At 61.1% G+C, this 21,761-nt stretch carries 22 protein-coding genes; 4 read left to right on the top strand and 18 right to left on the bottom strand.

The annotated features are described in order from the left end of the window. Positions 1 to 14 precede the first annotated feature (14 nt). The 4 genes from OOZ53_RS05470 to OOZ53_RS05455 form a co-directional block, all read right to left on the bottom strand. A complete protein-coding gene (locus OOZ53_RS05470) occupies positions 15 to 374 on the bottom strand; it encodes an SRPBCC family protein (RefSeq protein ID WP_271088327.1) in 360 nt (119 codons plus the stop codon). Further along, positions 371 to 685 carry an ArsR/SmtB family transcription factor gene (locus OOZ53_RS05465; protein WP_271088326.1) on the bottom strand — a complete coding sequence of 105 codons (315 nt, stop codon included), beginning with the start codon at positions 683 to 685 and terminating at the stop codon, positions 371 to 373. Before OOZ53_RS05465 ends, OOZ53_RS05470 begins: the two co-directional genes overlap by 4 nt. 80 nt (positions 686 to 765) lie before the next feature. Then, the gene (locus OOZ53_RS05460) at positions 766 to 2,070 is read right to left on the bottom strand and encodes an adenylate/guanylate cyclase domain-containing protein (RefSeq protein WP_271088325.1); all 1,305 of its coding nucleotides are present in this window, start codon (positions 2,068 to 2,070) and stop codon (positions 766 to 768) included. A gap of 100 nt (positions 2,071 to 2,170) precedes the next feature. Then, positions 2,171 to 3,553: an aminotransferase gene (locus OOZ53_RS05455; RefSeq protein ID WP_271088324.1), complete on the bottom strand. Its 1,383-nt coding sequence runs from the start codon at positions 3,551 to 3,553 to the stop codon at positions 2,171 to 2,173. 171 nt (positions 3,554 to 3,724) lie between these two features. On the opposite strand from OOZ53_RS05455, the gene OOZ53_RS05450 reads away from it, so the two are divergent. Continuing rightward, a complete protein-coding gene (locus OOZ53_RS05450; RefSeq protein ID WP_271088323.1) occupies positions 3,725 to 4,669 on the top strand; it encodes a DUF1499 domain-containing protein in 945 nt (314 codons plus the stop codon). Between the two features lies 1 nt (position 4,670). Here the strand turns inward: OOZ53_RS05450 and OOZ53_RS05445 are convergent, their stop codons facing one another. The 10 genes from OOZ53_RS05445 to OOZ53_RS05400 all read right to left on the bottom strand — a co-directional run bounded on the left by OOZ53_RS05445 (position 4,671) and on the right by OOZ53_RS05400 (position 16,944). Beyond that, entirely contained in the window at positions 4,671 to 5,579 is a 909-nt protein-coding gene (locus tag OOZ53_RS05445; RefSeq protein ID WP_271088322.1) for an MBL fold metallo-hydrolase, read from the bottom strand. Positions 5,580 to 5,609: 30 nt separating this feature from the next. Then, the gene (locus OOZ53_RS05440) at positions 5,610 to 6,584 is read right to left on the bottom strand and encodes a KpsF/GutQ family sugar-phosphate isomerase (protein ID WP_271088321.1); all 975 of its coding nucleotides are present in this window, start codon (positions 6,582 to 6,584) and stop codon (positions 5,610 to 5,612) included. Beyond that, positions 6,585 to 7,451, bottom strand: coding sequence for a 3-deoxy-8-phosphooctulonate synthase (gene kdsA / locus OOZ53_RS05435; RefSeq protein ID WP_425499113.1), 867 nt, complete (start codon positions 7,449 to 7,451; stop codon positions 6,585 to 6,587). Positions 7,452 to 7,555: 104 nt separating this feature from the next. Next, a complete protein-coding gene (locus OOZ53_RS05430; RefSeq protein ID WP_271088319.1) occupies positions 7,556 to 8,674 on the bottom strand; it encodes an NAD(P)/FAD-dependent oxidoreductase in 1,119 nt (372 codons plus the stop codon). A gap of 335 nt (positions 8,675 to 9,009) precedes the next feature. Beyond that, positions 9,010 to 9,699 (bottom strand): hypothetical protein, encoded by a 690-nt coding sequence (locus OOZ53_RS05425; protein WP_271088318.1) that lies wholly within the window; start codon positions 9,697 to 9,699, stop codon positions 9,010 to 9,012. 416 nt (positions 9,700 to 10,115) lie between these two features. Next, positions 10,116 to 11,432, bottom strand: a complete 1,317-nt coding sequence (locus tag OOZ53_RS05420) for a DUF6161 domain-containing protein (protein ID WP_271088317.1) — start codon at positions 11,430 to 11,432, stop codon at positions 10,116 to 10,118. 227 nt (positions 11,433 to 11,659) lie between these two features. Next, positions 11,660 to 12,256 carry an FAD-dependent oxidoreductase gene (locus OOZ53_RS05415; RefSeq protein WP_271088316.1) on the bottom strand — a complete coding sequence of 199 codons (597 nt, stop codon included), beginning with the start codon at positions 12,254 to 12,256 and terminating at the stop codon, positions 11,660 to 11,662. A 5-nt stretch (positions 12,257 to 12,261) separates the two neighbouring features. Next, positions 12,262 to 12,963, bottom strand: a complete 702-nt coding sequence (locus tag OOZ53_RS05410; protein WP_271088315.1) for an NAD(P)/FAD-dependent oxidoreductase — start codon at positions 12,961 to 12,963, stop codon at positions 12,262 to 12,264. Between the two features lie 16 nt (positions 12,964 to 12,979). Further along, positions 12,980 to 14,527, bottom strand: coding sequence for a trimethylamine methyltransferase family protein (locus tag OOZ53_RS05405; RefSeq protein WP_271088314.1), 1,548 nt, complete (start codon positions 14,525 to 14,527; stop codon positions 12,980 to 12,982). After that, positions 14,524 to 16,944: a GcvT family protein gene (locus OOZ53_RS05400; RefSeq protein ID WP_271088313.1), complete on the bottom strand. Its 2,421-nt coding sequence runs from the start codon at positions 16,942 to 16,944 to the stop codon at positions 14,524 to 14,526. The genes OOZ53_RS05405 and OOZ53_RS05400 overlap by 4 nt, the downstream gene beginning before the upstream one ends. A gap of 93 nt (positions 16,945 to 17,037) precedes the next feature. Here OOZ53_RS05400 and OOZ53_RS05395 point away from each other — a divergent pair, with 93 nt between their 5' ends. Both OOZ53_RS05395 and OOZ53_RS05390 read left to right on the top strand, forming a co-directional pair. Next, positions 17,038 to 17,712 (top strand): TetR/AcrR family transcriptional regulator, encoded by a 675-nt coding sequence (locus OOZ53_RS05395; RefSeq protein WP_271088312.1) that lies wholly within the window; start codon positions 17,038 to 17,040, stop codon positions 17,710 to 17,712. A gap of 257 nt (positions 17,713 to 17,969) precedes the next feature. Further along, complete coding sequence (locus OOZ53_RS05390) at positions 17,970 to 18,152, top strand: hypothetical protein (protein ID WP_271088311.1); 183 nt, start codon at positions 17,970 to 17,972, stop codon at positions 18,150 to 18,152. 34 nt (positions 18,153 to 18,186) lie between these two features. On the opposite strand, the gene OOZ53_RS05385 is transcribed toward OOZ53_RS05390, so the two are convergent. Beyond that, the gene (locus OOZ53_RS05385; RefSeq protein ID WP_271088310.1) at positions 18,187 to 18,630 is read right to left on the bottom strand and encodes an acyl-CoA thioesterase; all 444 of its coding nucleotides are present in this window, start codon (positions 18,628 to 18,630) and stop codon (positions 18,187 to 18,189) included. 81 nt (positions 18,631 to 18,711) lie between these two features. Between OOZ53_RS05385 and OOZ53_RS05380 the strand changes: the two genes are divergently transcribed. Further along, on the top strand, positions 18,712 to 19,260 hold the full coding sequence (locus OOZ53_RS05380; RefSeq protein ID WP_271088309.1) for a histidine phosphatase family protein: 549 nt from the start codon (positions 18,712 to 18,714) through the stop codon (positions 19,258 to 19,260). An 11-nt stretch (positions 19,261 to 19,271) separates the two neighbouring features. On the opposite strand, the gene OOZ53_RS05375 is transcribed toward OOZ53_RS05380, so the two are convergent. The 3 genes from OOZ53_RS05375 to OOZ53_RS05365 are packed head-to-tail and all read right to left on the bottom strand — an operon-like array spanning position 19,272 to position 21,732. Further along, entirely contained in the window at positions 19,272 to 20,048 is a 777-nt protein-coding gene (locus tag OOZ53_RS05375) for an HpcH/HpaI aldolase/citrate lyase family protein (RefSeq protein ID WP_333780587.1), read from the bottom strand. A 17-nt stretch (positions 20,049 to 20,065) separates the two neighbouring features. Further along, positions 20,066 to 20,872, bottom strand: a complete 807-nt coding sequence (gene hpaH / locus OOZ53_RS05370; RefSeq protein WP_271088308.1) for a 2-oxo-hept-4-ene-1,7-dioate hydratase — start codon at positions 20,870 to 20,872, stop codon at positions 20,066 to 20,068. Further along, positions 20,869 to 21,732 (bottom strand): fumarylacetoacetate hydrolase family protein, encoded by an 864-nt coding sequence (locus tag OOZ53_RS05365; protein WP_271088307.1) that lies wholly within the window; start codon positions 21,730 to 21,732, stop codon positions 20,869 to 20,871. The genes hpaH and OOZ53_RS05365 overlap by 4 nt, the downstream gene beginning before the upstream one ends. Positions 21,733 to 21,761 lie beyond the last annotated feature (29 nt).

Here is a 21,761-nt window from a genome sequence, read left to right as displayed (position 1 = left end):
TCTGGTGCCTGTGTTCAGGCGGCAAGCATGAGAGACGGCCCGTTGCTGTTGGCGGCCTGCGGTATTGACCTGCCCGCCCGAGCGCCTGTCAGTTCGTGAATGATGCGCAAGATCGTGCCGCCATTCCGGTGGGGTCTGACCCGAAACGTCACCGCGCTTTTCAGAAAGGGCGGCTCATGCTCGCGCATATGGAAACGGATTTCCCCGTCGGGCTCGGAAATGTCCGGCTCGGCATCCGCCACGTCTTTGCCGGGCAGCCATTTCTCGCGGTACTCGGGTATGGTGATCGCGCGCCAGACCTTTTCCGGCGGCGCATCGAGTGTGTAGCTGAAGACCAGCCCCTTCGCCTTTTCTTCGCTTTCCGGATCGTTCATTGGTCCATGTCCTTCAAAAGGTCCTTGAGTGCATCAATGCGCGCCGGCCAGTAGGCGCGGTATTTGGCAAGCCATCCGGCGATCAGCGCCAGCCCTTCCGGGTCGACCTGGTAGTTGACGAAGCGGCCCTGGCGCTCCTCGCGCACCAGCCTTGCCTTGCGCAGCACGGCAAGGTGCTGGGACATTGCCGGCTGGCTGATCGTCATGCCTTGGCGCAGGTCGCTGGCATTCATGCTGCCATGAGCCAGCTTCTCGAAGATTGTCCTGCGGGTCGGATCGGCAAGCGCTTTGAAGAGGTCGTTCTCGATCATGACAACATATAAGCACACACTTATTTGATTCGCAAGACTGCCGCAGATTTGGAGGCGGGTTCACGGCCTTGGTGTTGTTTTCAGCCGCCCTGCGGCGCGTCGCGCAGCGCAAAAACCGAAACCGGCTCGTCCAGACCCTTCAGTTGGAATTCTCCCAGGGAATCGAAGTCTCTGGAGGACAATGCGCACACCGCTGCGGTGACAAGCAGGGGATGACCCGTCGATTTGCAAAGCCCCTCGACGCGGCTGGCCGCATTGACCGCCATTCCGATGACTGTGAAGTCCAGTCGCGCCGGCGCCCCGACATTGCCGAAAAAGACTTCGCCGCGGTGAAGGGCGATGCCGGTCCGCAAGGGCCGCCAACCGGCCACATCGGGAAGCGCCTCGGCATCGGTGTTCAGCCGTTCCAAGGTCGCAAGCGCCGCTTCGGCGGCCTGCACGGCAGCGTCCGCCGCGTGCTGATGCGTTGCAAATGCATCGAAGGGAAATACCGCAAGAAGACCATCGCCGATGAATTTCAGAACTTCGCCGCCATGGTCGATGACGGCCCCGGCGACCTGCTCGAAATAGGCGTTCAGAACCTCCGTCAGTGCCCGCTCGTCGAGCGTGTCGGCAAGCTCGGTGAAGCCGCGCAGGTCCGATGCCCAGATGACCGCGTCGATCGCCTTGCCCGCGCCGCGCTTGATCGAGCCGCTCAGGACCTGGCCGCCGGCTTCGGCGCCGAGATAGGTGGTGACGATGTTTTCAGCAATATTCGCAGCGATGTGACGGTCGACATGCAATGCGAACACATGCAGAAGGCGCTCGATTTGATCGAATTGTCCGGCGGTGAACCCCCCATCCGCACGTGTCGCCAGCGTTGCCGCGTTGTGGAACTTGCCGTGCGCTTTCAGGGGCAGGGCCATATATTCGGTGATCCCGATCTCCTTCAGCTCCTTCAACAGGCCGCTCTCGGTTCCATCGAGCGTTTCGGTCATGACCCGGATGTGTTCGCCGCCTTCAACCACACGAAACAGCGGGTTCTTTCGGTAGGCATCGGTCGAGAGCACCGATTCATCGACCTTGACCTCATCGCAAAGGCCGTCGTCGCTGTTCCAGTTCCAGGCGTAGCCGTAAAGCTGGGGGTGCAGCGTGCCGACGTGAAGGCTTGCCCTGACAATCGGGATCCCTGCCGCCACAAGCCGCCAAAGGAACCCCTGGTAAAGAAGCAGGAAGTCATCTTCGTCCATGGCCGCGTCAAGCAGCCACGCTTCGACCTCGGCTGCCGAAAGAGGGCCGATTTCCGAAGATGTCCACCGGCCCCTTCGCAGAAGCTCGACCATCTTTGGATAGCTTCGCGGCGCCGGGTCTTGCGGGTTCTCTTCGATTGACGCCGTTGCTTGCACTGCCTGCTCCATAAGGGTTCAATGTCCTCGGTCAATCGCGCATTCGAAACAGCCTGAAGGCGCTTTGCTGCCGGGATTACGGATCGGGAACGTTACAAATTCACCCCCGCAGGCCTTCCTTCTCCACCCAGCCCTCCGCCTCGTCCAGTGCGCCCTCCAGACGGTCGAACAGGGCGTTGAGTTCGTCCTCCTTGATGATCATCGGCGGGCACATGGCGATGGTATCGCCAAGCGGGCGCAGGATCGCGCCGCGCTTTTCGATCAGCGACGAGACTTTCGCGCCGACGCCGTGGGACGGGTCGAAGGCGCGTTTGGTCGCCTTGTCGGCCACCAGTTCCAGACCGCCGACAAGGCCGGAGAAGCGTGCTTCGCCGACCAGCGGGTGTTCGGTGAGCCCGGTGAGTCGCCGCTCGAACAACGGTGCGAGCGCGCGCACATGGCTCAGAATGTCGCGCTTCTGATAGATTTCGATCGCCTTGACGCCGAGCGCGCAGCCCAGCGGATGGCCGCCATAGGTGAAGCCGTGGCCGAACGTGCCGAGGCGCGACGTGTAGTCCACGAAGGCCTGGTAGATATCGTCCGGCACCATCACCGCGCCGAGCGGCGCATAGGCTGATGTCAGCTGCTTGGCGACGGACATGGTCGTCGGCACCATGTCATGCGTTTCTGCGCCCCACCAGTTGCCGGTGCGGCAGAAGCCGTTGATGACCTCGTCGTCGATCAGCATGATGTCGTGTTCGTCGAGGATCGGCTTGATTGCCGGGAAATAACCCTTCGGCGGCACGATGACGCCGCCGGCGCCCATCACGGGCTCGGCGATCATCGCGGCAATCGTCTCCGGCCCCTCGCGCTCGATCAGCGCGCGCAGGGAATTTGCCATGCGGGCTGTGAATTCCTCTTCCGTTTCGCCTTCCAGGCCATTGCGGTAGAAATGCGGGCACTCGGCATGCAGGACACCGTCGACGGGCAGGTCGAAGCCCTTGTGATTGGGGCCGAGGCCGGTCAACGAGGCGGCCATGATGGTCACCCCGTGATAGGCCTTCTGGCGGGAGATGATCTTCTTTTTCTCCGGCCGGCCGAGGGCGTTGTTGTAGTACCATGCAAGCTTGACCTGCGTGTCGTTCGCCTCCGAACCGGACGAGGTGTAGAACACTTTCGAGATCGGCACCGGCGCCAGTTCCTTCAGTTTCTCGGCAAGCTCGATCGCCGGTTCCGTGCCCCGGGCGGCAAAGAGATGATAATAGGGCAGGGCGCGAAGCTGTTCGGTTGCCGCGTCGATCAACTCCTCGTCGCCGAAGCCGAGGCCGGCGCACCACAGGCCGGACATGCCCTCGATATATTCATTGCCCTGCGTGTCGTAGATAAAGACGCCCTTGCCATGGTCGATGACCAGCGTGCCGGTCTCGCTCAGCTTGTGAAGCGGCGTATAGGGATGAAAAACGGAATCGATGTCGCGTTGTTGCACATTGCTGAGCGGTGGCATGGGCGTCGTCCTGTCGGGAGGTTGCTCGTCTAGGACGAATCCTTACGCCCAATCGGAACATCCGGCAATATTTCGGCGCCTGCCGGTCCATTTTGTTGCGCTCGCCGCTATTCCGATAAATTGGGACTTGCGCTATTGCTTGGGGCAAATGCGCACCGAATCTGTCCGCCAATGAAGATCCGTTACGAACGCCCGGTCTGCCATACTGCCTTCTGGTCGCACCGGCTGGGCCTTTTCGCGCTTGTGCTGTTTGCCATTTCGGCCGGCCTGCATCGTTTCGGCATCATGGAAACGGAGATTTTCGTGGTCCTCTTCACCATCTGCGCCGGCCTGGCGCTGCTTGCCTTCCTGATGGCGGCCTACGGCATCCTGCGGCTGTGGATGGTCGGTGCGGAGGGCGGCCGCGCCTCTGCCAAGGGCAGCCTCTACGCGTTGCTTGTCCTGATACCGGCCGGCATAGCCGGGTTTCGGGCCGCCACGCTGCCGCCGCTCTACGATATCTCCACCAACACGTCCGATGTGCCTGTCTTCCTGGAGCCGGTCGCCCATGGCCCGGAATGGTTTCCGCACGTCCCGTTTCTGCAGGTCCCGCCCTATGCGGGCCAGGAGAAGGCCTATCCTCAGGTCACCGGCCGGCGCTACGAGGGCGCCCTCGACCGTGTCCTCGAAGCGGTCCGCCTCGTTGCCGAGAACGAGGGCATCAGGATTTCCGTGACAAAGCTGCCCGAGCCCGAGGAGGCCCCGGTCCCGACAGCGCGCGAGCCGGCCGCCGGTGCGCCGGAGGCCATCGGCGAAGTCGAGGCGCCGGCGGAGGAGCCGGACGATGACAGTGTGATCGGGCTTTCGGAACTGATCTCCGACGACGATCCGGCCGCCGCCGCAGAGCCCGTGATCCTGAAACAGGCACAGATTGTCATTCAGGGCGAGACGCGCACGCCGATCTTCGGCTTCACCTCCGATGTCAGCATTCGCCTGAGCGAAGAGGCGGAGACGACATTCGTCGACATGCGTTCTCAGTCGCGCTTCGGCCCGCACGATCTCGGCACCAACGCCCAGATCATTGCCGGGTTTTTGCGCGCGCTGGACACCGAACTCGTCGGCATTTCGGTGCGCTGAGCTATTTCAGCCTGTAAACGCCGTCTATGGACGGTGCGCCGTCGGTTTCGACATCGCCGCGCCCGACAAGGTCTTCCAGATGCGCGAGCAACGACAGGGCCGCCGCCTTGTGCAGGCGCGGGTCGGTGTCCCGGTAAATCACCTCGACCATGTCGGCGATCTTCCGGTCGCCCTTCTGCAGGCGGTCGAGCACGGCCGCCTCGCGCATCTTGCGGTGCGTGCGCAGGGCCCGCACGAACTTCGCCGGATCGGTCACCGGCCCGCCATGGCCCGGCAGGTAGAGCCGGTCGTCCCGCTCGAGCATCTTGTCGAGCGAGGCCATATAGTCGCTCATCGAGCCGTCGGGCGGCGCCACGATCGAGGTCGCCCAGACCATCACATGGTCGGCGGAAAAGACGATGCCGCTGCCCTCGAGTGCAAAGGCCGCATGGTTCGCCGCGTGCCCGGGCGTCTTGATCATTCTCAGCGACCAGCCGTCGCCCTCGATTATCTGGCCGTCGGAGGCCGCGATATCCGGTTCGAAGTCCGTATCGGAACTTTCCTGTAACGGGTTGATTTCGCCGGTGTAAAGCGGTCTGGCCGGCCGGTGCTTTCCTTCCGCTATGATGGTCGCGCCGGTGTCCGTCGCAAGCCGCCGTGCCAGGGGCGAGTGGTCCTTGTGCGTATGGCTGACCATGATGTGGGAAACCTTGCGGCCATCCAGCGCCGATTTCAGCGCCTGATAGTGGCTCTCGATTTCCGGGCCCGGGTCGATCACCGCGACACTGTCATTGCCGACAATGTAGCTGTTGGTGCCGTGAAAGGTGAGGGGACCGGCATTCGGCGCCGTGACCCTCTGGATGCCGGGCGCGACCGGGACGGCTAAACCGTGCGCCGGGTCGAATTCCGTCTCGAATTTCGGTGAGGCCATGGGTTAAAAATCCGCCTTGCGCCGATCCGGTCAGGCAGCGCCGATGCGCAGCATGTCGAGAACGTGGATAACGCCGACGGCCTGGCCGTCTTCCTCAACGACCAGCGCGCCGACTTGGTGGTCCTGGATCATTTTCAGGGCCGCGGCAAGCAGCATGTCCGGCTCGACGGTCAGGCCGCCGACCGTCATGACCTTGTCGACCACTGTCGTTGCCGCATCGACATGGGCGTTGCGCCGCAGGTCGCCATCGGTGATGACGCCCTGCATCTTGCCGCCTGCATCGGCGACGATGGTCAGGCCGAAACCCTTGGCGGATATGGTGTCGATGGCTTCGATCAGCAGCGTGCCCGACTGCACCACCGGCAGTGCGTCGCCCGCATGCATGGCATCGCGCACAAGCGTCAGGCTGGCGCCGAGCGTGCCGCCCGGGTGGAAGTGCCGGAAATCGCGTTCCGAGAAGCCGCGTCGCACCAGAAGGCCGATGGCGACCGTGTCGCAGACCATCAACTGCATGAGCGACGACGTCGTCGGTGCGAGACCCAGCGGGCAGGCTTCCTCGACGCCGGGCAGGACAAGCGCAACGCTCGCATTTTGCGCCAGCGTGCTGTCGGCCCTTGCGGTAACGGCGATCAGCGGAATATCGGCGCGCTGCGCATGATAGAGAACGTCGGACAGTTCCCTTGTCTCGCCCGAATTCGAGATGGCCAGCACGCAGTCCTCGGCGGTGATCATGCCGAGATCGCCATGGCTCGCCTCGGTGGCGTGCACGAACTGGGCCGGCGTTCCCGTCGAGGCGAAGGTGGCGGCCGCCTTGGCGCCGATATGGCCGCTCTTGCCGACGCCGGTGACGATCAGGCGGCCGGTCTTGCCGGCAATCAGCTCGATGGCTTCAAGCACGGCGTCGCCGAGTTCTCCGTCGAGCCCCTTGACGATGGCATCGGTGCCGTTCGCGGATGTCTGCGCCGCCTTGAGGATTTCCGCACGTATATTGCGTTCCGGAGACATCTAGCTTCCCTGGTCCTTTGCGACCGCATCGAAGGCCTTGAGGCGCGCCAGCAGCGCCTTCATTTCATCCAGCGGGATCATGTTGGGCCCGTCGGACGGAGCCGTTTCCGGATTGTCATGGGTTTCGATGAAGAGGGACGCGCAGCCGACGGCCAGCGCCGCCCTTGCCAGCACCGGTGCGAATTCGCGCTGCCCGCCGGACGAGGTGCCTTTGCCGCCCGGCTGCTGCACCGAGTGGGTGGCGTCGAAAACGACCGGATAGCCCGTTTCGGCCAAGGTCGGCAGGCCGCGGAAATCGGTGACCAGCGCATTGTAGCCGAAGCTGGTGCCACGCTCGCACAGAAGAATGTTGTCATTGCCGGTCGCGGCGATCTTTTCCGCCACGTTCTTCATGTCCCAGGGCGCCAGGAACTGGCCCTTTTTGACATTGACGGCCTTGCCGGTCTCGCCGGCGGCGAGCAGCAGGTCCGTCTGGCGGCAAAGATAGGCCGGTATCTGCAGGATATCGACCGCCTCAGCGACGATCGCCGCCTGCTGGCGCTCATGGATATCCGTGATCACCGGGCAGCCGAATTTTTCGCGCACGTCGGAAAGAATCTGCAGGCCTTCGTTGATGCCGGCGCCCCGGCCGCCCGACACCGACGAGCGGTTGGCCTTGTCGAAAGAGGACTTGTAAACGAGAGGAATGCCCAGCTCGCCGGTGATGGCGACCAGTTCCGCGGCGATATTCATCGCATGATCGCGGCCCTCGATGGCGCACGGTCCCGCGATCAGCGCGAAGGGTGCGTCATTGGAAAACGTGACCGGTCCGACCCGCACGGATCTGCTTTTCGCCAACCGAACTCTCCAGTGTGCCGTTAGCCCCATCTGCCTCCCGGAAGCGGCGACGGGTCCACGACAGTGCCGTATTCCATAAATCGCGCCAGTTCAAGCAATTGGAGAAAATGGCATGTGCATTACGTCGTGCGCCGTCAAAGTTCCTCGCCGGCAAGGTCTGCGACATGCTCGCCGATGACGAGACAGGAGGTGAGGGCGGGCGATTCCATGCCGAAAAGCTGTACAAGGCCCGCTATGCCGTTTTCGCGCGGCGATTGCACGAGAAAATCGGCGGGCGCGTGGCCGGTGGGCACCATTTTCGGCCGGATCCCGCAATAGGACGGCATCAGCGCATTGTCCGGCAGTCCCGGCCAGTAGGTCCGGATCGCCTCGGCAAAGGCCTGCTCCTGGCCGGTCACGACCGTATAGTCGAGTATTTCGCCTGCCATCCAGTGCACATCCGGACCGAAACGCGCCTGGCCGGCCAGATCGCGGGTGAAATGGATGCCGAGCGATCCGTCGCCCGGCACCGGGTAGATAAGCTGGCTGAACGGGCTTTTGTGCCCGCTGAGTGCGTAATAATTGCCCTTGGAAAGATAATGCGGCGGGATGCGCTCTTGTGCGAGGCCGTTGATCGTCCGGGCGATGGCCCAGGCCCCGTGGCCGCCGGCGTTGATGAACGTGTTGCAGGAGAGTGTGTAGGCCCCGTCGCCCGCGACATCGACCACGAAACCGTCCGCTTGCGGATGCACCGCGACGATCCGGCTGTTGAAGGCAATCATCGTTCCGGCATCCTCGGCCTCGCCCTGCAGCGACAGCATCAGCGCGTGGCTGTCGACAATGCCGGTGGAGGGTGAATGCAGCGCGCTGACGCAGAAGAGCTCCGGCTCGCAATCGATCGCTTCCTCGGGTGAAATCGCGCGAATATCGTCCACCCCGTTGGCAATGGCGTGTTCATGGATCGAGTTCAGCGTTGCGCGCTGCCCGTCATCCGTCGCGACGATCAGCTTGCCGGTGCGTTCATGCGGGATGCCGCGCTCTGCGCAATAGGCATAGAGCGCCTTTTTGCCCGCAACGCAGAACCGCGCCTTCAGGGAACCTTCCGCATAGTAGATGCCAGCATGGATCACTTCCGAATTGCGTGAACTCGTCTGCGTGCCGATCATATTCTCGGCTTCGACGACAACCACATCGCGCCCCCGCAGCGCCAGCGAGCGGGCAATGGCAAGGCCAAGCACCCCGGCGCCGGCGACGATACAGTCGACATGATCCATTCGGTTTGCGTTCCGTGACTACGTGTTGACCGGCAAGCGGTAGCGCGGGGTGGAGCGATGGGCAAGGGGGTTTTGCCGCAGCCGCGTTAGTCGGCACTGCTGCTCAATCAAAACGTGCGGCAAGATCCCGGTGCCGATGCCAGGCAATCGGAACGACCCCTGTTTTTCCGAACCGAAGGACGCTCACTCGGTGAACCCCAAATGCGTGCGCACCATGATCGAGCGGCTCTACCCAGATGTTCCCAAGCTCGAACCATTGGCCTGAGGGCCGGTCGCCGGCTGGACCGTATGGGGCAATCTGTCGGGGGGAATGGATGAACGAACGGTCAAATGGCCTAGCGATCGTTTACAGGCTGAGAAGTGCCGACAAATCCGCTTGCGTCGAGTATAAGATCCACAAGTGACTTCGTTTCGAATGTTTCCAGACGTTTCAGGTTGCCGGCGATAACAATGTTTCGGTATATCCGCAGATTTACAGAAATTCGCGTCAAGCCTTCAACGTAGATATCCACGATTTTGGACACCGTCTCGATGCCGAAACTATCCAATGGAGTCCTGTCTATTTGCCGCGCACGGTTGTTGTCGGATATCTCAACAGCACTCCTTGCTATGATCTCGTCGATCTCGTGTGCCAGCGCGGTTTCGCACAATTGGCTTAACTCCTGAAAACTTTCGAATGTCCTGGTCATCTGACCAAAGTCGTATTTGAACAGCGGTTCGTATTCTACCTCCTCATGCCAATACGCTGGATCAAATCCGGACATCCGCTGCCTGATATCGACGATTTGTCTGACCGGCTGTCCTTCTGCGAGGTTTCTGGATGACTGATTGATGGTAACTGTGTGCTCAATTATTTTCTGATCAAGCTCTCCTACCTCACGGTAGAAATAACGACGCAGATCAAGTGTCTGCAGGTCCATTTGCTCGCGATGTTGGCGTTGAGCAGTTCGAACCTGCACCGAAACAAAAATATCGTCAAAAACCCGCCAAATATGGCGGCCGCGGATATCCAATTGCGCGCGCATACGACATGCGATTCATTAGTAAATTCACAAAGCCCAACACCTGCAGGAATGTCGAAATATGCCGCTGTGCCGAAGGCGATTGCTATTGCAGTCGCGGCAACGAGGATAACCGTGGCGGAAATCTCCAAAAAACGCGCCATTTTTATCCCTCCTCGACTGTAACTTTAACAGGTGCCGAGTTAATATAACAGCCTGTGGCTGTGGGTGGTAAGCGCGCCATGCCTGATGTCGCGACGCGGCACACCTCATCGGAGACGCTGATCAAGCGCTCATTCGCAGTCAATGCGCTTTGGTGCGCCGGCATGCTCGACACGATGGACATCACCGAACTGCTGTCGCCGGAAGAGGCGAAAGTCAGCCGGACCATTCACCGTTTTTCGGGGCCGGGAGAGGGTAGGCGCAATATGGTGATCACTTTACGTCTTGTCGGACTTGCCAAGCGTCAGATTCATCATGTCGACCATACTTGCGGGTTCGGTGGTGTCTGGCCCCTGTCCCGGCGCCCGCCTGAACAATGCTTCAAGAAGAATAGCGCGATCTTGATGTTCTGCGGCATTCTCCGCAATCAGGTGCAAGTAGGTGTCCATCGTTGTCAAGCGTTGACGTGCGTCATCCAAAAGAACCAGGGAGCGAGTGTAAAACCTTACAAGAAGGCGAACCATCCAAATGTAAAGTCCAAATGGTGCTCCGATGATCGCGATGCGACCGATTGCGCTGATTGTTGCGGCTATTTGCCCCGAGCCATCTCCGGCAGCCGTGATTGCTTCAGTTTCTATCCGCAGCAAAATACCCCAAATCTGCTGGTAGAAGAACGCAATGAAAACAACAAATGTAATGAAGGAAAGCGCGAGCAGGATAATCGAAAGACGGAGTGCAGATTTGTATTGTCCTTCCCGCTTGTGCCAAAGGTTTCGGGCTTCGTTCAGATTTACTTTTTCAAGGGCTGCATTAACGGGCCCGTCGAGTTTGTCGATCTTTGTGTGAATTTCCGACGACTTCGTTTCAATGCTTTTCAAACTGTCTTCAGCAACCTTCTTGGTGGTCTGCAGACCGCCGATTTGCTTTTGAAGCTCGGCTACGATTCCAATGCACTCAGCAACGTCCGTTTTCAAACTTTCCATGCGATTGTCCGAGAGTTCCGATGGCAGGATTGGATCCTGTGCAACAATCTTGGCCACTTCAAACGCAGCCAACCGAGAATTTGTAAATCGGATGCCTGTTTCAAGTGGCGAGCCGCTTGGAGTGACGATCTGGTTTGTCAAATTCGGATTGTAGTGCCGGTACGCAGCGATAAAGCTGATAGCGACGGTCTGTATTGCTTGCCGCTTGCCGCCGTCATTTGCAAATACATTGTCAAGCGACACAAAAAAAGCGGTTCGGACGTCTTCGGTTATAAAAGAAGCGTCAAGCTCCAGCAAAGTACCATCTCTGTATACCTTTGGTTGTTGCAGCAAATTGGGCAGTTGGTTGGCGTCGACAAGATTGCGCAGCGTGTCGCGGATTTCTTGATCCAGTGGTACAGCATTAGTACTCAACCAATTAGCCATCGATTTGATGAATTCTATATGATTTTGCATGATTGTACGCTGATAAAGGGACTGAGACTCGAAGTTCCCTTCTCCGTGCAATATTCCCATCTTGAGGGACAGAAACTCCCAAAAAACACGTTCCGCCCGGACGGTCAGTTCGGCATCCGAGGCTTCATTCCAAGCAGCTTCAATTGTATCGTTCAAATCGTCATTCCATTGTCCAGTCGGCCGGATCCACGGCTGTATAGATTCGATGCAGCAAACCATACCCACAACCATGGGTATTTGACAATTTCCACAAATCAGCGCGTGTGACTACTGCGGCAGGCCCATCGAACTTGTGCAGCCCCCGCTCTAACGCTTAAACAAATTCTCTCCTGTAGCAGAGATTTTGACTGACTCGTAGAGATCAAGGCAGTCGCTTTGGCCAGCTACCCCAGCACCGAGAAGCTGCTTTCCCTGTTGATCTCGCGTTTGCGCGAATAGAAGCCGACATCGATGGTCCGGCCGATATAGGGCAGGTCGAATTGCAGCGGGCTGGCGTCGTGGTCGTTTCCGGCCTCGCAATATTCAACGAGGGCCGCCATCATCTTGCCGGCGATGGGTGCATTCTTGAACTGGTTGCCGCTGGAGCCGATGGCCATGTAGTAGCCGGGGACCTGCGACTTGTCGTAGATCGGGATCCAGTCATCGGACACGTCATAGAGATCGACGACGCCCTTTGTCCGGTTCGGAATGCCGAGGCTCGGCACACGCTGCGCATAACGCTGCGCCTGATGCGTCCACTGGTCGGTGAAGTTGGTGTCGTAATCGTCCGGATCGACCCATTCGCGCGGATCGCACTCCGGGTCCTCGCTGCCGACAAGGATGAAATTGCCCTTTTCCGGCCGGCAATAGCAGGCGATGTCGCTGTCGGAGGTCACGAACGCGTTGCCGAAGAAATCGAAGCCTTCCGGCGCCGGCACGTGGACGACCTCCTGCCGCAGCGCATTGGTGCTGATCGTCATGTCGTCCAAGGCGCCGGCCATGGCATTCACCTGGCCGAGTGCGGCCCGGCGACATTGATGACGACCGGGGCATGGATTTCCGTACCGTCGTCGAGCTTGACGCCGGCGACACGGCCGTCCGCTTGCAGGATTTCCGTGACCGCCCGGTTGAACAGGAACGTACCGCCGGCCGCTTCCGTGGCGCGCTGCAGATTGTGCGTCGCCAGTTGCGGATCGGTGATGTAGCCGGCGGTTGGAAAGTGCACGGCCTCCTCGACATTGCCGGCGCCCGGCTTGCCGAAATCCGGATCATCCATGCGCTTTGCCGGGAAATAGCTCTTCAGGTCGTAGATCGGCAGCCGCTCCAGGATCTTCTGTGCGTTCCAGCGCTCGAAGGGAATGTCGAGCTGCGCGCACAGTTCCGTGTGCTTTTGCATGTGGCCGTTCTGCTCGGTGCACATGACCAGGCAGCCGGTCTCGCGGAATTCGGCAAGGCCGCGCTCGTCGTCGGCCGCCAGATAGTCGGCCCAGTCGCGCCAGTAGTGATAGCCCTCATAGGCAAAGGCCGTGCCCTCCAGCGTCGAATAGTGAACGCGGATGATGGCGCAGGAACCGCTGGTCGAGCCGTATCCGGCGGCCGGGTTCTTATCGACCGAGATCGTCCTGATGCCTTTGCGGTTGAGTTCCAGCGCGGTCGCCGCGCCGATAATGCCTGCGCCGATGATGATGGCGTCGGTGGTCTGCGACATGAGGATTTCCTCCAGATTAGTCGATCGGCGGCGCGCCGCCTTCGCGGATGCGCCTTTCCACGAATGCGGCGAGCGCCTCGCTGCGGTCCGGTGGCAGTTGCGGCGGTGTGAACTCGGCGAGCGTCTTTTTCCACATGGCCTGCGCCTGTTCCACCGTCTGAACGCCGCCGGCTTCCTCCCACTGGCCGAAATTCGACCAGTCGCGGATCAGTGGCTCGTAAAACTGGTTGGAATACCGCGCCATGGTCTGCCGGGCGTCGAAAAAATGACCGCCGGGCTGCACTTCGGCGATGGCGTCGAAGCCGAGCGCTTCCGGTGTCGCCTCGACCGGTTTCATCACCTGGGCGATGGTCTGGCAGACCTCAAGGTCCATGATGAATTTTTCGTAGGAAATGGTCAGCCCGCCCTCCAGCCATCCGGCCGAATGGAAGATCACATTGGCCCCGGCGAGCACCGCGCCCCACAAACCGAGCTGGGTTTCGGCGGCGCTCTGCACATCCGGCGCGTTGCCGGCGGTGCCCGTAGCCGAGCGCCAGGGGATGCCGATATGTCTTGCCAGCTGGCCGGCGCCCAGATTGGTTCGTATGTGTTCGGGCGTGCCGAAGACCGGAGCGCCGGATTTCATGTTCACGTTCGACGAAAATGCCCCATAGAGCACCGGCGCGCCCGGATTGGTCGCCTGGGCGAGGGCAATGCCGGCCATGGCCTCGGCATGGCTCAGTGTCAGAGAACCGGCCTCGGTGATCGGTGCCATGGCGCCCGACAGGCAGAAGGGCGTGATCACCGTCGGCTGACCCCAGCGGGCGAAATCGATAATGCCCTGCGCCATCGGAATGTCGATCTGGCGCGGTGAGTTCGTGTTGATGACGGTGTAGCACCAGATTTTCTGCTTGAATTCGTCTTCGCTCAAGCCGCGGGCAATGCGGATGATTTCAAAGGAATCCAGTACTTGGCCAGTGCCGCGCGCAAAGACCCAGGGCACCTTGACGGAATTCTCCACCTGCACCTTTGCGGTAATCAGATGGCGCTCATGGACGGGAATGTCCTGCGGTTCGATCGACGGTCCGAGAAACGGGATGATGTCGAAATGCTGCTGCAGTTGCGTGAAATCGACATATTCCTTCAAGGACCCCGCGCGACGGCCGCGCTCCACATCGGTAACGTTCGGACAGCCGGCGCCCGGCCCGAAGTGCAGCGTGTCGGGACCGATCTCGATGGCCAGGCCTTCGCCGCCATGCCAGACCATCGACCGCGGCGCCTTGGCCACCAGCTCGGTAACGAGATCCGATGGAAAATGCACCATCATGTCGTCACGGAGCTCACAGCCGGCCTTTGCCAGCAATTCGCGCGCCTCGTCGTTGAGCACACGTATGCCCAGCTCTTCCAGGACGCGCAGCGACGTCCGGTGCAGGCTTTCCAGCTCATCTGCCGACAACACCTCCGCCCTCGGCAAGGTGTTGCGCACTGCGTGGTAGAAGGCCGCATCGGCCCCGGACTTGTCTGTTTCCTGCGCCAGCCTTCGGCGGCCCCGGCGGCGGCCCGATGTTGCGGTTTCGGCTGTCATAGGCGCATCTTTTCCCCGTTCGGATCGAACGGGCTTGAAGAGATCACACGGGCCGCACGTTCGCGCCCGACAATATGGGCAGTGAGTTCGGTTCCGGGTTCGCAGAATTCCGGGTTTACCAGCGCCATGGCAAGGCTCTTGCCGATATAGTGGCCATAGCCGCCGGACGTGATGAAGCCGACCCGCGTGCCGTCCTTCCACACCGGTTCGTAACCGGATGCATCGGCGTCATCGGCATCGATGTCGAGCGTCACCAGTTTCTGCGGCGCGGTGTTCTGCTGCTTTTCCTTCAGTGCCGCTTCCTTGCCGATAAAGCCGTCCTTCTGAAAATCGATCCAGCGATCCATGCCCGTCATGCCGGGTGTGTATCCTTGCGTGAATTCAGCCGACCAGATGCCGAAGCTCTTCTCCAGCCGCAGGGAGTTGAGCGCGTAATAGCCGAATTCGCACAGGCCGTGCGCCTTGCCCGCTTCGAGCAGTATCCGGCGCAGCGTGATGTGTTCGGCGGCCCCGCAATTGATCTCGAAGCCGAATTCCCCTGTCACCGACAGCCGCCCGACCTTGGCCCGGATCAGCCCCACATCCATCGTCTTGCAGCCCATGAAGGGCAGGGCTTTGTGAGAGATATCCTCATGGGTGAGGGCGGAGAGCACATCGCGGGACTTTGGCCCGGCGAGTGCAAAGCCGGCCACGTCGTCAGAAATGTCGCGCACGCTGACATCGCTGTCCTCAGCGCCCAGGTGCTGGTGGAACCAGCGCATGTGCCATTCGCGCAGGTAATAGGATCCCATGATCCACCAGATGCCGTCGCCCCAGTTGAAGATGGTGAGATCGCCCTTCAGACGGCCGTCCTGGCCCAGCATCGGTGCAAGCCGCGCGCGGCCGGGTTTCGGTAGGCGGCCAGCCATCACGCGGTCGAGCCAGGCCTCTGCGCCGTCGCCACGCACTTCGTAGCGGGAAAAACCGGTAATATCGATGAGGCCGACACCGTCGCGCACCGCGCGGCATTCCTCGCCGACGATGTCGAATGCGTTGGAGCGCCGCAATGTCGGGTTTTCCTCAAAACCCTCGGGCGCGAACATCAGCGGCACCTCCAGCCCCCAACTGCAGCCCCAGACGGCCCCGGCGGCATCCATGCCGTCATGGGCGGGCGCCTTTTTCAGCGGCCTGCCGGCCGGCAACTGTTCATTCGGATAGGTCATGACGAAGCGGCGGGAATAAAATTGCCCGGTCGTCTGCTTGATGTATTCGCGGTTGGAAGCGAAGTCGCCATAGCGGGCGATATCCATCGGCCAGGCATCGGCCTCCGGCTCGCCATGGATCATCCATTCGGCCAGCGTCTTGCCGACGCCGCCGCCCTGCAGGAAACCGGCCATCACGCCGCAGGCCAGCCAGTAATTCTTGACGCTGCGCACCGGTCCGACCAGCGGGTTGCCGTCGGGCGAGAAGGTGAAGGCGCCGTTGACCCAGTTTTTCACCCCTGTCGTTTCCAGGCAGGGGTAGCGCTGGAAGGCCATGACGAGTTCATCGGAAATCCGGTCGGTGTTTTCCTGCAGCAGCTCGATGCCGTATTTCCAGGGCGCGCCGTCGACGCTCCAATGGGCATAGTTGGTCTCGTAAATGCCGACCAGAATGCCTTTCTGGTCCTGGCGCATATAGGTGAAGCCCTCGAGATCCACCGTCATCGGCAGCTCGAAATCGAGCGCCGCGACTTCAGGGATCGTCTCGGTCAGAAGGTAATGGTGCTCAAGCGGCGTGACCGGCAGTTCGAGCCCCACCATGCGCCCGACCTGCTTGGCCCAAAGGCCGCCCGCATTGACCACGTGCTCCGCATGGATCGTGCCCTTTTCGGTGATCACGTCCCAACTGTGATCGGGCCGCTGACGAAGCTCCAGCACCCGGTTGTGCTCGATGACGGTCGCGCCGTTCTTCTTGGCCGCGCCCGCATAGGCCTGCACGGTTCCGGTGGTGTCGATATAGCCTTCCCGGTCGGCCCACAGCCCGCCGATCACGCCGGTCGTGTCCATGATCGGGCAGCGTTCCTTGATTTCCTCCGGCGTCATTAGCCAGCAATCCTCGATGCCGATGGTCTGGAAGATCCGGTAGGCCGATTGCAGCCACTCCCAGCGTTCCGGCGCCGAGGCGACGGTGATGCCGCCGGTCATGTGCAGGCCGATATCCTGGCCGGATTCCTCCTCGATCTTGGCGAGCAGGTCGATCGTGTAGGCCTGCAGGGCCGCCATGTTGGGATCGGCGTTGAGCGCATGGATGCCGCCTGCGGCATGCCAGGACGAGCCTGCCGTCAGAACCGAGCGCTCGATCAGGCAGACATCGCTCCAGCCGAACTTTGCCAGGTGGTAGAGGACCGATGCGCCGACGACACCGCCACCGATCACGACGACACGATAATGATCCATATTTGCCTCCCGATGGACCCGTCAGAAACCGGACAGTAGCGTAATTCGGAAAAATGTTCTAGACATATATGTACAGAAACGGAATCGAAAAGCATGACAACCAGCAATGTGGCTGAAACGGCCGAAGCGGACGCCGAAGCCGGCAGGCGCACAACACGCGAAGACTGGCTGGATCTCGCCAAGGACATCCTCGTCAGCGAAGGTGTCGGAAGCATCAAGGTACTCGCATTGGCGCAAAGGCTGGGTGTCTCACGCTCCAGTTTCTACTGGTTTTTCAAGAGCCGGCGCGACCTGCTCGACCAGCTCTTGCACTACTGGGAGCACAAGAACACGGCCAGCATCGTCGAACGTGCGAAGCGACCGTCCCATTCGATCGTCGAGGCCGTCTTCAATCTCTTCGAGTGCTGGGTCGACGAGGCGCTTTTCGATCCGGGCCTTGATTTCGCCGTGCGGGAATGGGCGAGGCGGTCTCCGACAGTCCGGGAGCTGGTCGACAGGGCGGACAATGAACGGGTCGCGGCGATCACCGGCATGTTTGCCAATCACGGTTATGAGGAGCCGGAAGCCTTTGTGCGCGCCCGCGTCATCTATTTCATGCAGATCGGTTACTATGCGCTTGGCGTGCGCGAGCCTCTGGACGTGCGCCTTTCCTATTCCGAGGCCTATGTCCGCAGCTTCACCGGCAAGGATCCCACCACGACGGAAATGAACCGTTTCCGCAACCTTGCGAAAAAGCTCGCGGCTTCGGCGAACGGTAAAAAAACATAGACGCCCGGCATCGTGCGGTGCAGAGATGTGACACAAAGTATTGTACAGTTATGTACAGAAGCACCGCTGCTTGAACCGTTCAGACACGGGTGCTTCCAGCCGCACCTCCACTCACACGTGGTACCGCAAATGTGATTGCGGGCATCTGATGCCGACACAATTGGTCACTACGTCCCGGTCATACCCCATCGTTGTCAAAAGCTGAAAGCTTTTCAACGCGTTGGTTGTTCCAACTGTGTTTGAGAAAGGACAAGACCATGGCAACCCAACAGGAAATCACTGGCCACGAGGCCAGGCTTCAGATGATCCAGGACGAGATCGATCGCCGCCACAGCCGCATCGATGCGGATGTGGGTCGCGCGCGGAACCTGGAGAAGATCCGGGAACTGCGCGCTGAGAGAGACCGGCTGCGCAAGTGGTTGGCGGCATTCTCCCGGTGAGCGCCCCGTCAGCGCATGCCGGGCTGGCCAGACGTTACCGGGAAGCGACTGAGAGCGCCCGCTCCAGCACGGCGCGCGCATCATCCGACGGCGCCGTCGACCGCCGGGTCTTCGGATCGAAGAACACATTGACCGATTCCGACACCACGCAGCATTTGTCTTCCTGAAAAATGGCATAGTGTGTGGTGATCGACCGGTCGCCGGCCGCAACCAGCATGCCGCCGACCTCGACCGTGCCCGGAAAGGTGATTTCGTGCAGGTAGTCGATGGTCAGACGTGCGAGCACCAGCCCTCTGGCGGGGAGCTGGCTTTCGGAAAACATGTGTCCGAAAAGTCCCACGCGCCCGGATTCCAGGAACGCAGTGATGGCGACATTGTTGACATGCTCCATCGGGTCCTGATCTGAGAAGCGAATGGAGACGGGCGTCCAGCACGTGTAGGCCGCGCGGTCGCGCGATATCGATTTGTTTGTCGGCATGCGGAGGCTGTCCTCTCCGATACGGTTTGAATATGGGCGGGGCCGCGCCGGTCCCGCCTTGCGATCTTGAAGGAGTGCCATATGGCCTTTGAATATCCGTTCTACTTTCTACGTCACGGTGAAACGGAATGGAACCGCACGCATAGGACGCAGGGCCAATATGACTCACAATTGAACGAAACGGGCCACGCACAAGCCTTGCGCGCGGCTGAAATGCTCAAGGGCGAGCCGATCGAGCGCATCGTTGCAAGTCCGCTGTCGCGCGCGCGCCATACGGCCGAAGCGGTGGCGGAACATCACGATGTCGCCTTGTCGTTTGACGACCGTCTGATGGAGTGCCATCTCGGCGATCATCAGGGCGAACCGCACGGGCCGTGGCTGGCGCAATATTGGGAAGGCCGATACGACCCGCCAAACGGCGAGACCTATCGCGAATTCTGCGAACGTGTCTGGAGTGCCCTGCGACGGACCGTCGCGCTCGGCCCCAACACGCTGATCGTGGCCCATGGCGGATTGTGGAAGGCGGCCAGCGAATATGTCGACATGGAGCCGAACCTCATTCCGCTGCCCAACGCCGTTCCCATCCACGTCACGCCCGAAGACGGGCGCTGGCATCAGCGCCTTCTTTAGGATCCGGGTGTTCAGCCGCGCAGCTTCTGCGCGTCCGCCGCGGCGCCCCGAACCGCGTTCGCGAAAAGCGTGACATCCATGGCCGTTGCCACGAAGGTGGCGCCGAGATCAATGCAGTGTTTTGCAAAAGCCGGGTCCGTCGCCAGCGTTCCGGACGCCTTGTCGCTGCGTGCGATACGCTCGAACGTCTCCTTGATGGCCGCCTGAACCTCCGGCGCGCCTGGATTGCCGAGATGGCCGAGATCAGCCGCGAGATCGGCCGGACCGATGAAAACGCCGTCAACACCGTCTACGGCCAGGATATCGTCGAGCGCGGCAAGGCCGGCGCGGTTTTCCACCTGCACAAGCAGGCAGATCTGTTCGTCTGCGGTCGGGATGTAATCCTTGATCTGGCCGAACCTCGAAGCCCGCGCCGTCGTCGGCCCGACGCCGCGCATGCCCGCCGGCGGGTAGCGCACGGCCCGCACGAGCTGTTCGGCCTGCGCGCCCGATTCTACCATCGGCACCAGTATGGTCTGCGCGCCGGCGTCCAGCATCTGCTTGATGATCCAGGCCTCGCCGACAGGCACGCGCACGGCGGGATGCGAATCCGACGCATCGATCATCGTCAGCTGATCGCGGGTCGAGCGCAGATCGTTCGTCGCATGTTCATTGTCGATCAAAAGCCAGTCGAAGCCGGCCGTCGCCGAAATCTCCGCCGCATAGCCATTGGCCATCGACAGCCAGCAGCCGATCTGCAACTCGCCATTCTTCAGTGCGGCCTTGAACGGATTGATGGGTGCGGGCATGGAATGGTCCTGTCGTTTCAAGCAAATGACTGCGTTACGGTTCCGAACGGGCCGAAATCGGCGTGGAACCTGTCTCCCGGCCGCGCCTCGACCGGGCGGATGAACGATCCAGATAGCACCACATCGCCGGCACGGATAGACTGGTTGTAGGCGGCAAGCCGCTCGACGAGCCAGATGATGCCCGCGACCGGATCGTTCAGCACACCGGCGCCAAGGCCGGTTTCCTCGACTTCGTCATTGCGCGACAGGATGGTGCCCGCCCAGCGCAGGTCCACTGCCGCCGGATCGTGCCGCTGTGTTCCAAGCACCAGGCCTGCATTGGCTGCATTGTCGGCAATGGTGTCGACGATCGATCGGGTCTGGCCGGTGGCGGGGTCGGCGCGCAGGATGCGCGTATCGAGAATTTCCAGGGAAGGGGCCACATAGTCGGTCGCGGCAAGGACATCGTCACGGGTGATTGAGGCGCCGGAAAGAGGCCCCTTCATAATGAATGCGATCTCCGCCTCGATGCGCGGCTGGATGAAGCGGCCGGCGAGCACCGTGCCGCCATCCTCGAACAACATGTCATCGAACAGGATGCCGCTGTCGGGAATATCGATCTTGAGCGCGTCCTGCATGGCCTTGGAGGTAAGGCCGATCTTCCAGCCGATGATCCGCCGGCCGGCCTCGCGTTTGCGTTCAACCAGCGCCGCCTGGACCGCATAGGCATCGTCCATGGTCATCTCGGGATGGCGAAGCGACAAAAGCCCGATCTGCGCGCCCGCCCGCTCGGCCTCGAAAAGGTCCGTGGCGGCGGCGGCGATCTCGTCCTGCGAAAGGCTCATGTCTCGTCCTCGACCGTGTTGCGGAGCAGTCCGATTCCTTCGCCTTCGATCTCGATGACATCGCCCGGCTTGAGGTAGCGCGGCGGATCGAAACGCGCACCGGCGCCGGTCGGCGTTCCGGTGACGATGATATCGCCCGGCACAAGCGTCGTGAATGCCGAGATATAGGCGATCTGGCGCGGGATCGGAAAGATCATCCGGCTTGTGCGGTCATCCTGGCGGGTTTCGCCGTTCACACGCGTGGTTATGCGCACATCTTCAAGCTGCGCATGATCGCGGAAGGGCACGAGCCAGGGGCCGAGCGCGCCCGAACGGTCGAAATTCTTGCCCTGCGTGACATTGAACTTCGCGTGGCGAACCCAGTCGCGCAGCGTCCCCTCGTTGCAAAGGCTGATGGCGGCGATATGGTCATAAGCCTGCTCTTGCGGGATATGCCGGCCGCCCTTGCCGATGACAATGGCGATCTCGCCCTCATAGTCGAGCTTGTCGGAAGCCTTCGGCCGGATCAGCGGCCGGTCATGGCCGGTGAAGGAGCGCGGGAAGCGGATGAACAGCGACATGTTCTGCGGCAGATCCTTGCCGTCCTTGTATTCCGCGTTGCGGTCCGGGAAGTTGACGCCCACGCAGATGATCTTTTCCGGGTTCGCCAGCGGGATCTCGTAGTCGAACGTACCGGCTTCGTGCGTGATCGGCCGGCCCTCGGCTGCTTCAAGGAGCCGGTCCAGCCCGCCCGCCTCGATAACGGCCCGCAGGTCGGGCCATTGCGGAAAATCAGGGGAAAGAGCGATCATCCCGTCGTCCCGGACCGCGCCGTAATAATGCGTGCCGTCAACCGAATAGCTGGCCAGTTTGCCGTTCATTTCAAACTCGTTCCTTCGTTTGCTCGGCG

Origin of the sequence: Allohoeflea poritis (assembly GCF_027889715.1) — a bacterium.
GTDB classification, from domain to species: domain Bacteria; phylum Pseudomonadota; class Alphaproteobacteria; order Rhizobiales; family Rhizobiaceae; genus Hoeflea_A; species Hoeflea_A poritis.
Note: the sequence above shows the minus strand (reverse complement) of the source record. Positions and strands in the feature narration are given on the sequence as shown.

Excerpts from the sequence above, each read along its gene's own strand:
- OOZ53_RS05455 (WP_271088324.1), bottom strand. The coding sequence starts at position 3,553 with ATGCCACCGCTCAGCAATGTGCAACAACGCGACATCGATTCCGTTTTT.
- OOZ53_RS05450 (WP_271088323.1), top strand. The coding sequence starts at position 3,725 with ATGAAGATCCGTTACGAACGCCCGGTCTGCCATACTGCCTTCTGGTCG.
- OOZ53_RS05400 (WP_271088313.1), bottom strand. The coding sequence starts at position 16,944 with ATGGATCATTATCGTGTCGTCGTGATCGGTGGCGGTGTCGTCGGCGCA.
- OOZ53_RS05470 (WP_271088327.1), bottom strand. The coding sequence starts at position 374 with ATGAACGATCCGGAAAGCGAAGAAAAGGCGAAGGGGCTGGTCTTCAGC.
- OOZ53_RS05425 (WP_271088318.1), bottom strand. The coding sequence starts at position 9,699 with ATGCGCGCGCAATTGGATATCCGCGGCCGCCATATTTGGCGGGTTTTT.
- OOZ53_RS05365 (WP_271088307.1), bottom strand. The coding sequence starts at position 21,732 with ATGAACGGCAAACTGGCCAGCTATTCGGTTGACGGCACGCATTATTAC.
- OOZ53_RS05395 (WP_271088312.1), top strand. The coding sequence starts at position 17,038 with ATGACAACCAGCAATGTGGCTGAAACGGCCGAAGCGGACGCCGAAGCC.
- OOZ53_RS05390 (WP_271088311.1), top strand. The coding sequence starts at position 17,970 with ATGGCAACCCAACAGGAAATCACTGGCCACGAGGCCAGGCTTCAGATG.
- OOZ53_RS05445 (WP_271088322.1), bottom strand. The coding sequence starts at position 5,579 with ATGGCCTCACCGAAATTCGAGACGGAATTCGACCCGGCGCACGGTTTA.
- OOZ53_RS05385 (WP_271088310.1), bottom strand. The coding sequence starts at position 18,630 with ATGCCGACAAACAAATCGATATCGCGCGACCGCGCGGCCTACACGTGC.
- OOZ53_RS05410 (WP_271088315.1), bottom strand. The coding sequence starts at position 12,963 with ATGTCGCAGACCACCGACGCCATCATCATCGGCGCAGGCATTATCGGC.
- OOZ53_RS05465 (WP_271088326.1), bottom strand. The coding sequence starts at position 685 with ATGATCGAGAACGACCTCTTCAAAGCGCTTGCCGATCCGACCCGCAGG.
- OOZ53_RS05430 (WP_271088319.1), bottom strand. The coding sequence starts at position 8,674 with ATGGATCATGTCGACTGTATCGTCGCCGGCGCCGGGGTGCTTGGCCTT.
- hpaH (WP_271088308.1), bottom strand. The coding sequence starts at position 20,872 with ATGAGCCTTTCGCAGGACGAGATCGCCGCCGCCGCCACGGACCTTTTC.
- OOZ53_RS05380 (WP_271088309.1), top strand. The coding sequence starts at position 18,712 with ATGGCCTTTGAATATCCGTTCTACTTTCTACGTCACGGTGAAACGGAA.
- OOZ53_RS05440 (WP_271088321.1), bottom strand. The coding sequence starts at position 6,584 with ATGTCTCCGGAACGCAATATACGTGCGGAAATCCTCAAGGCGGCGCAG.
- kdsA (WP_425499113.1), bottom strand. The coding sequence starts at position 7,451 with ATGGGGCTAACGGCACACTGGAGAGTTCGGTTGGCGAAAAGCAGATCC.
- OOZ53_RS05405 (WP_271088314.1), bottom strand. The coding sequence starts at position 14,527 with ATGACAGCCGAAACCGCAACATCGGGCCGCCGCCGGGGCCGCCGAAGG.
- OOZ53_RS05375 (WP_333780587.1), bottom strand. The coding sequence starts at position 20,048 with ATGCCCGCACCCATCAATCCGTTCAAGGCCGCACTGAAGAATGGCGAG.
- OOZ53_RS05415 (WP_271088316.1), bottom strand. The coding sequence starts at position 12,256 with ATGGCCGGCGCCTTGGACGACATGACGATCAGCACCAATGCGCTGCGG.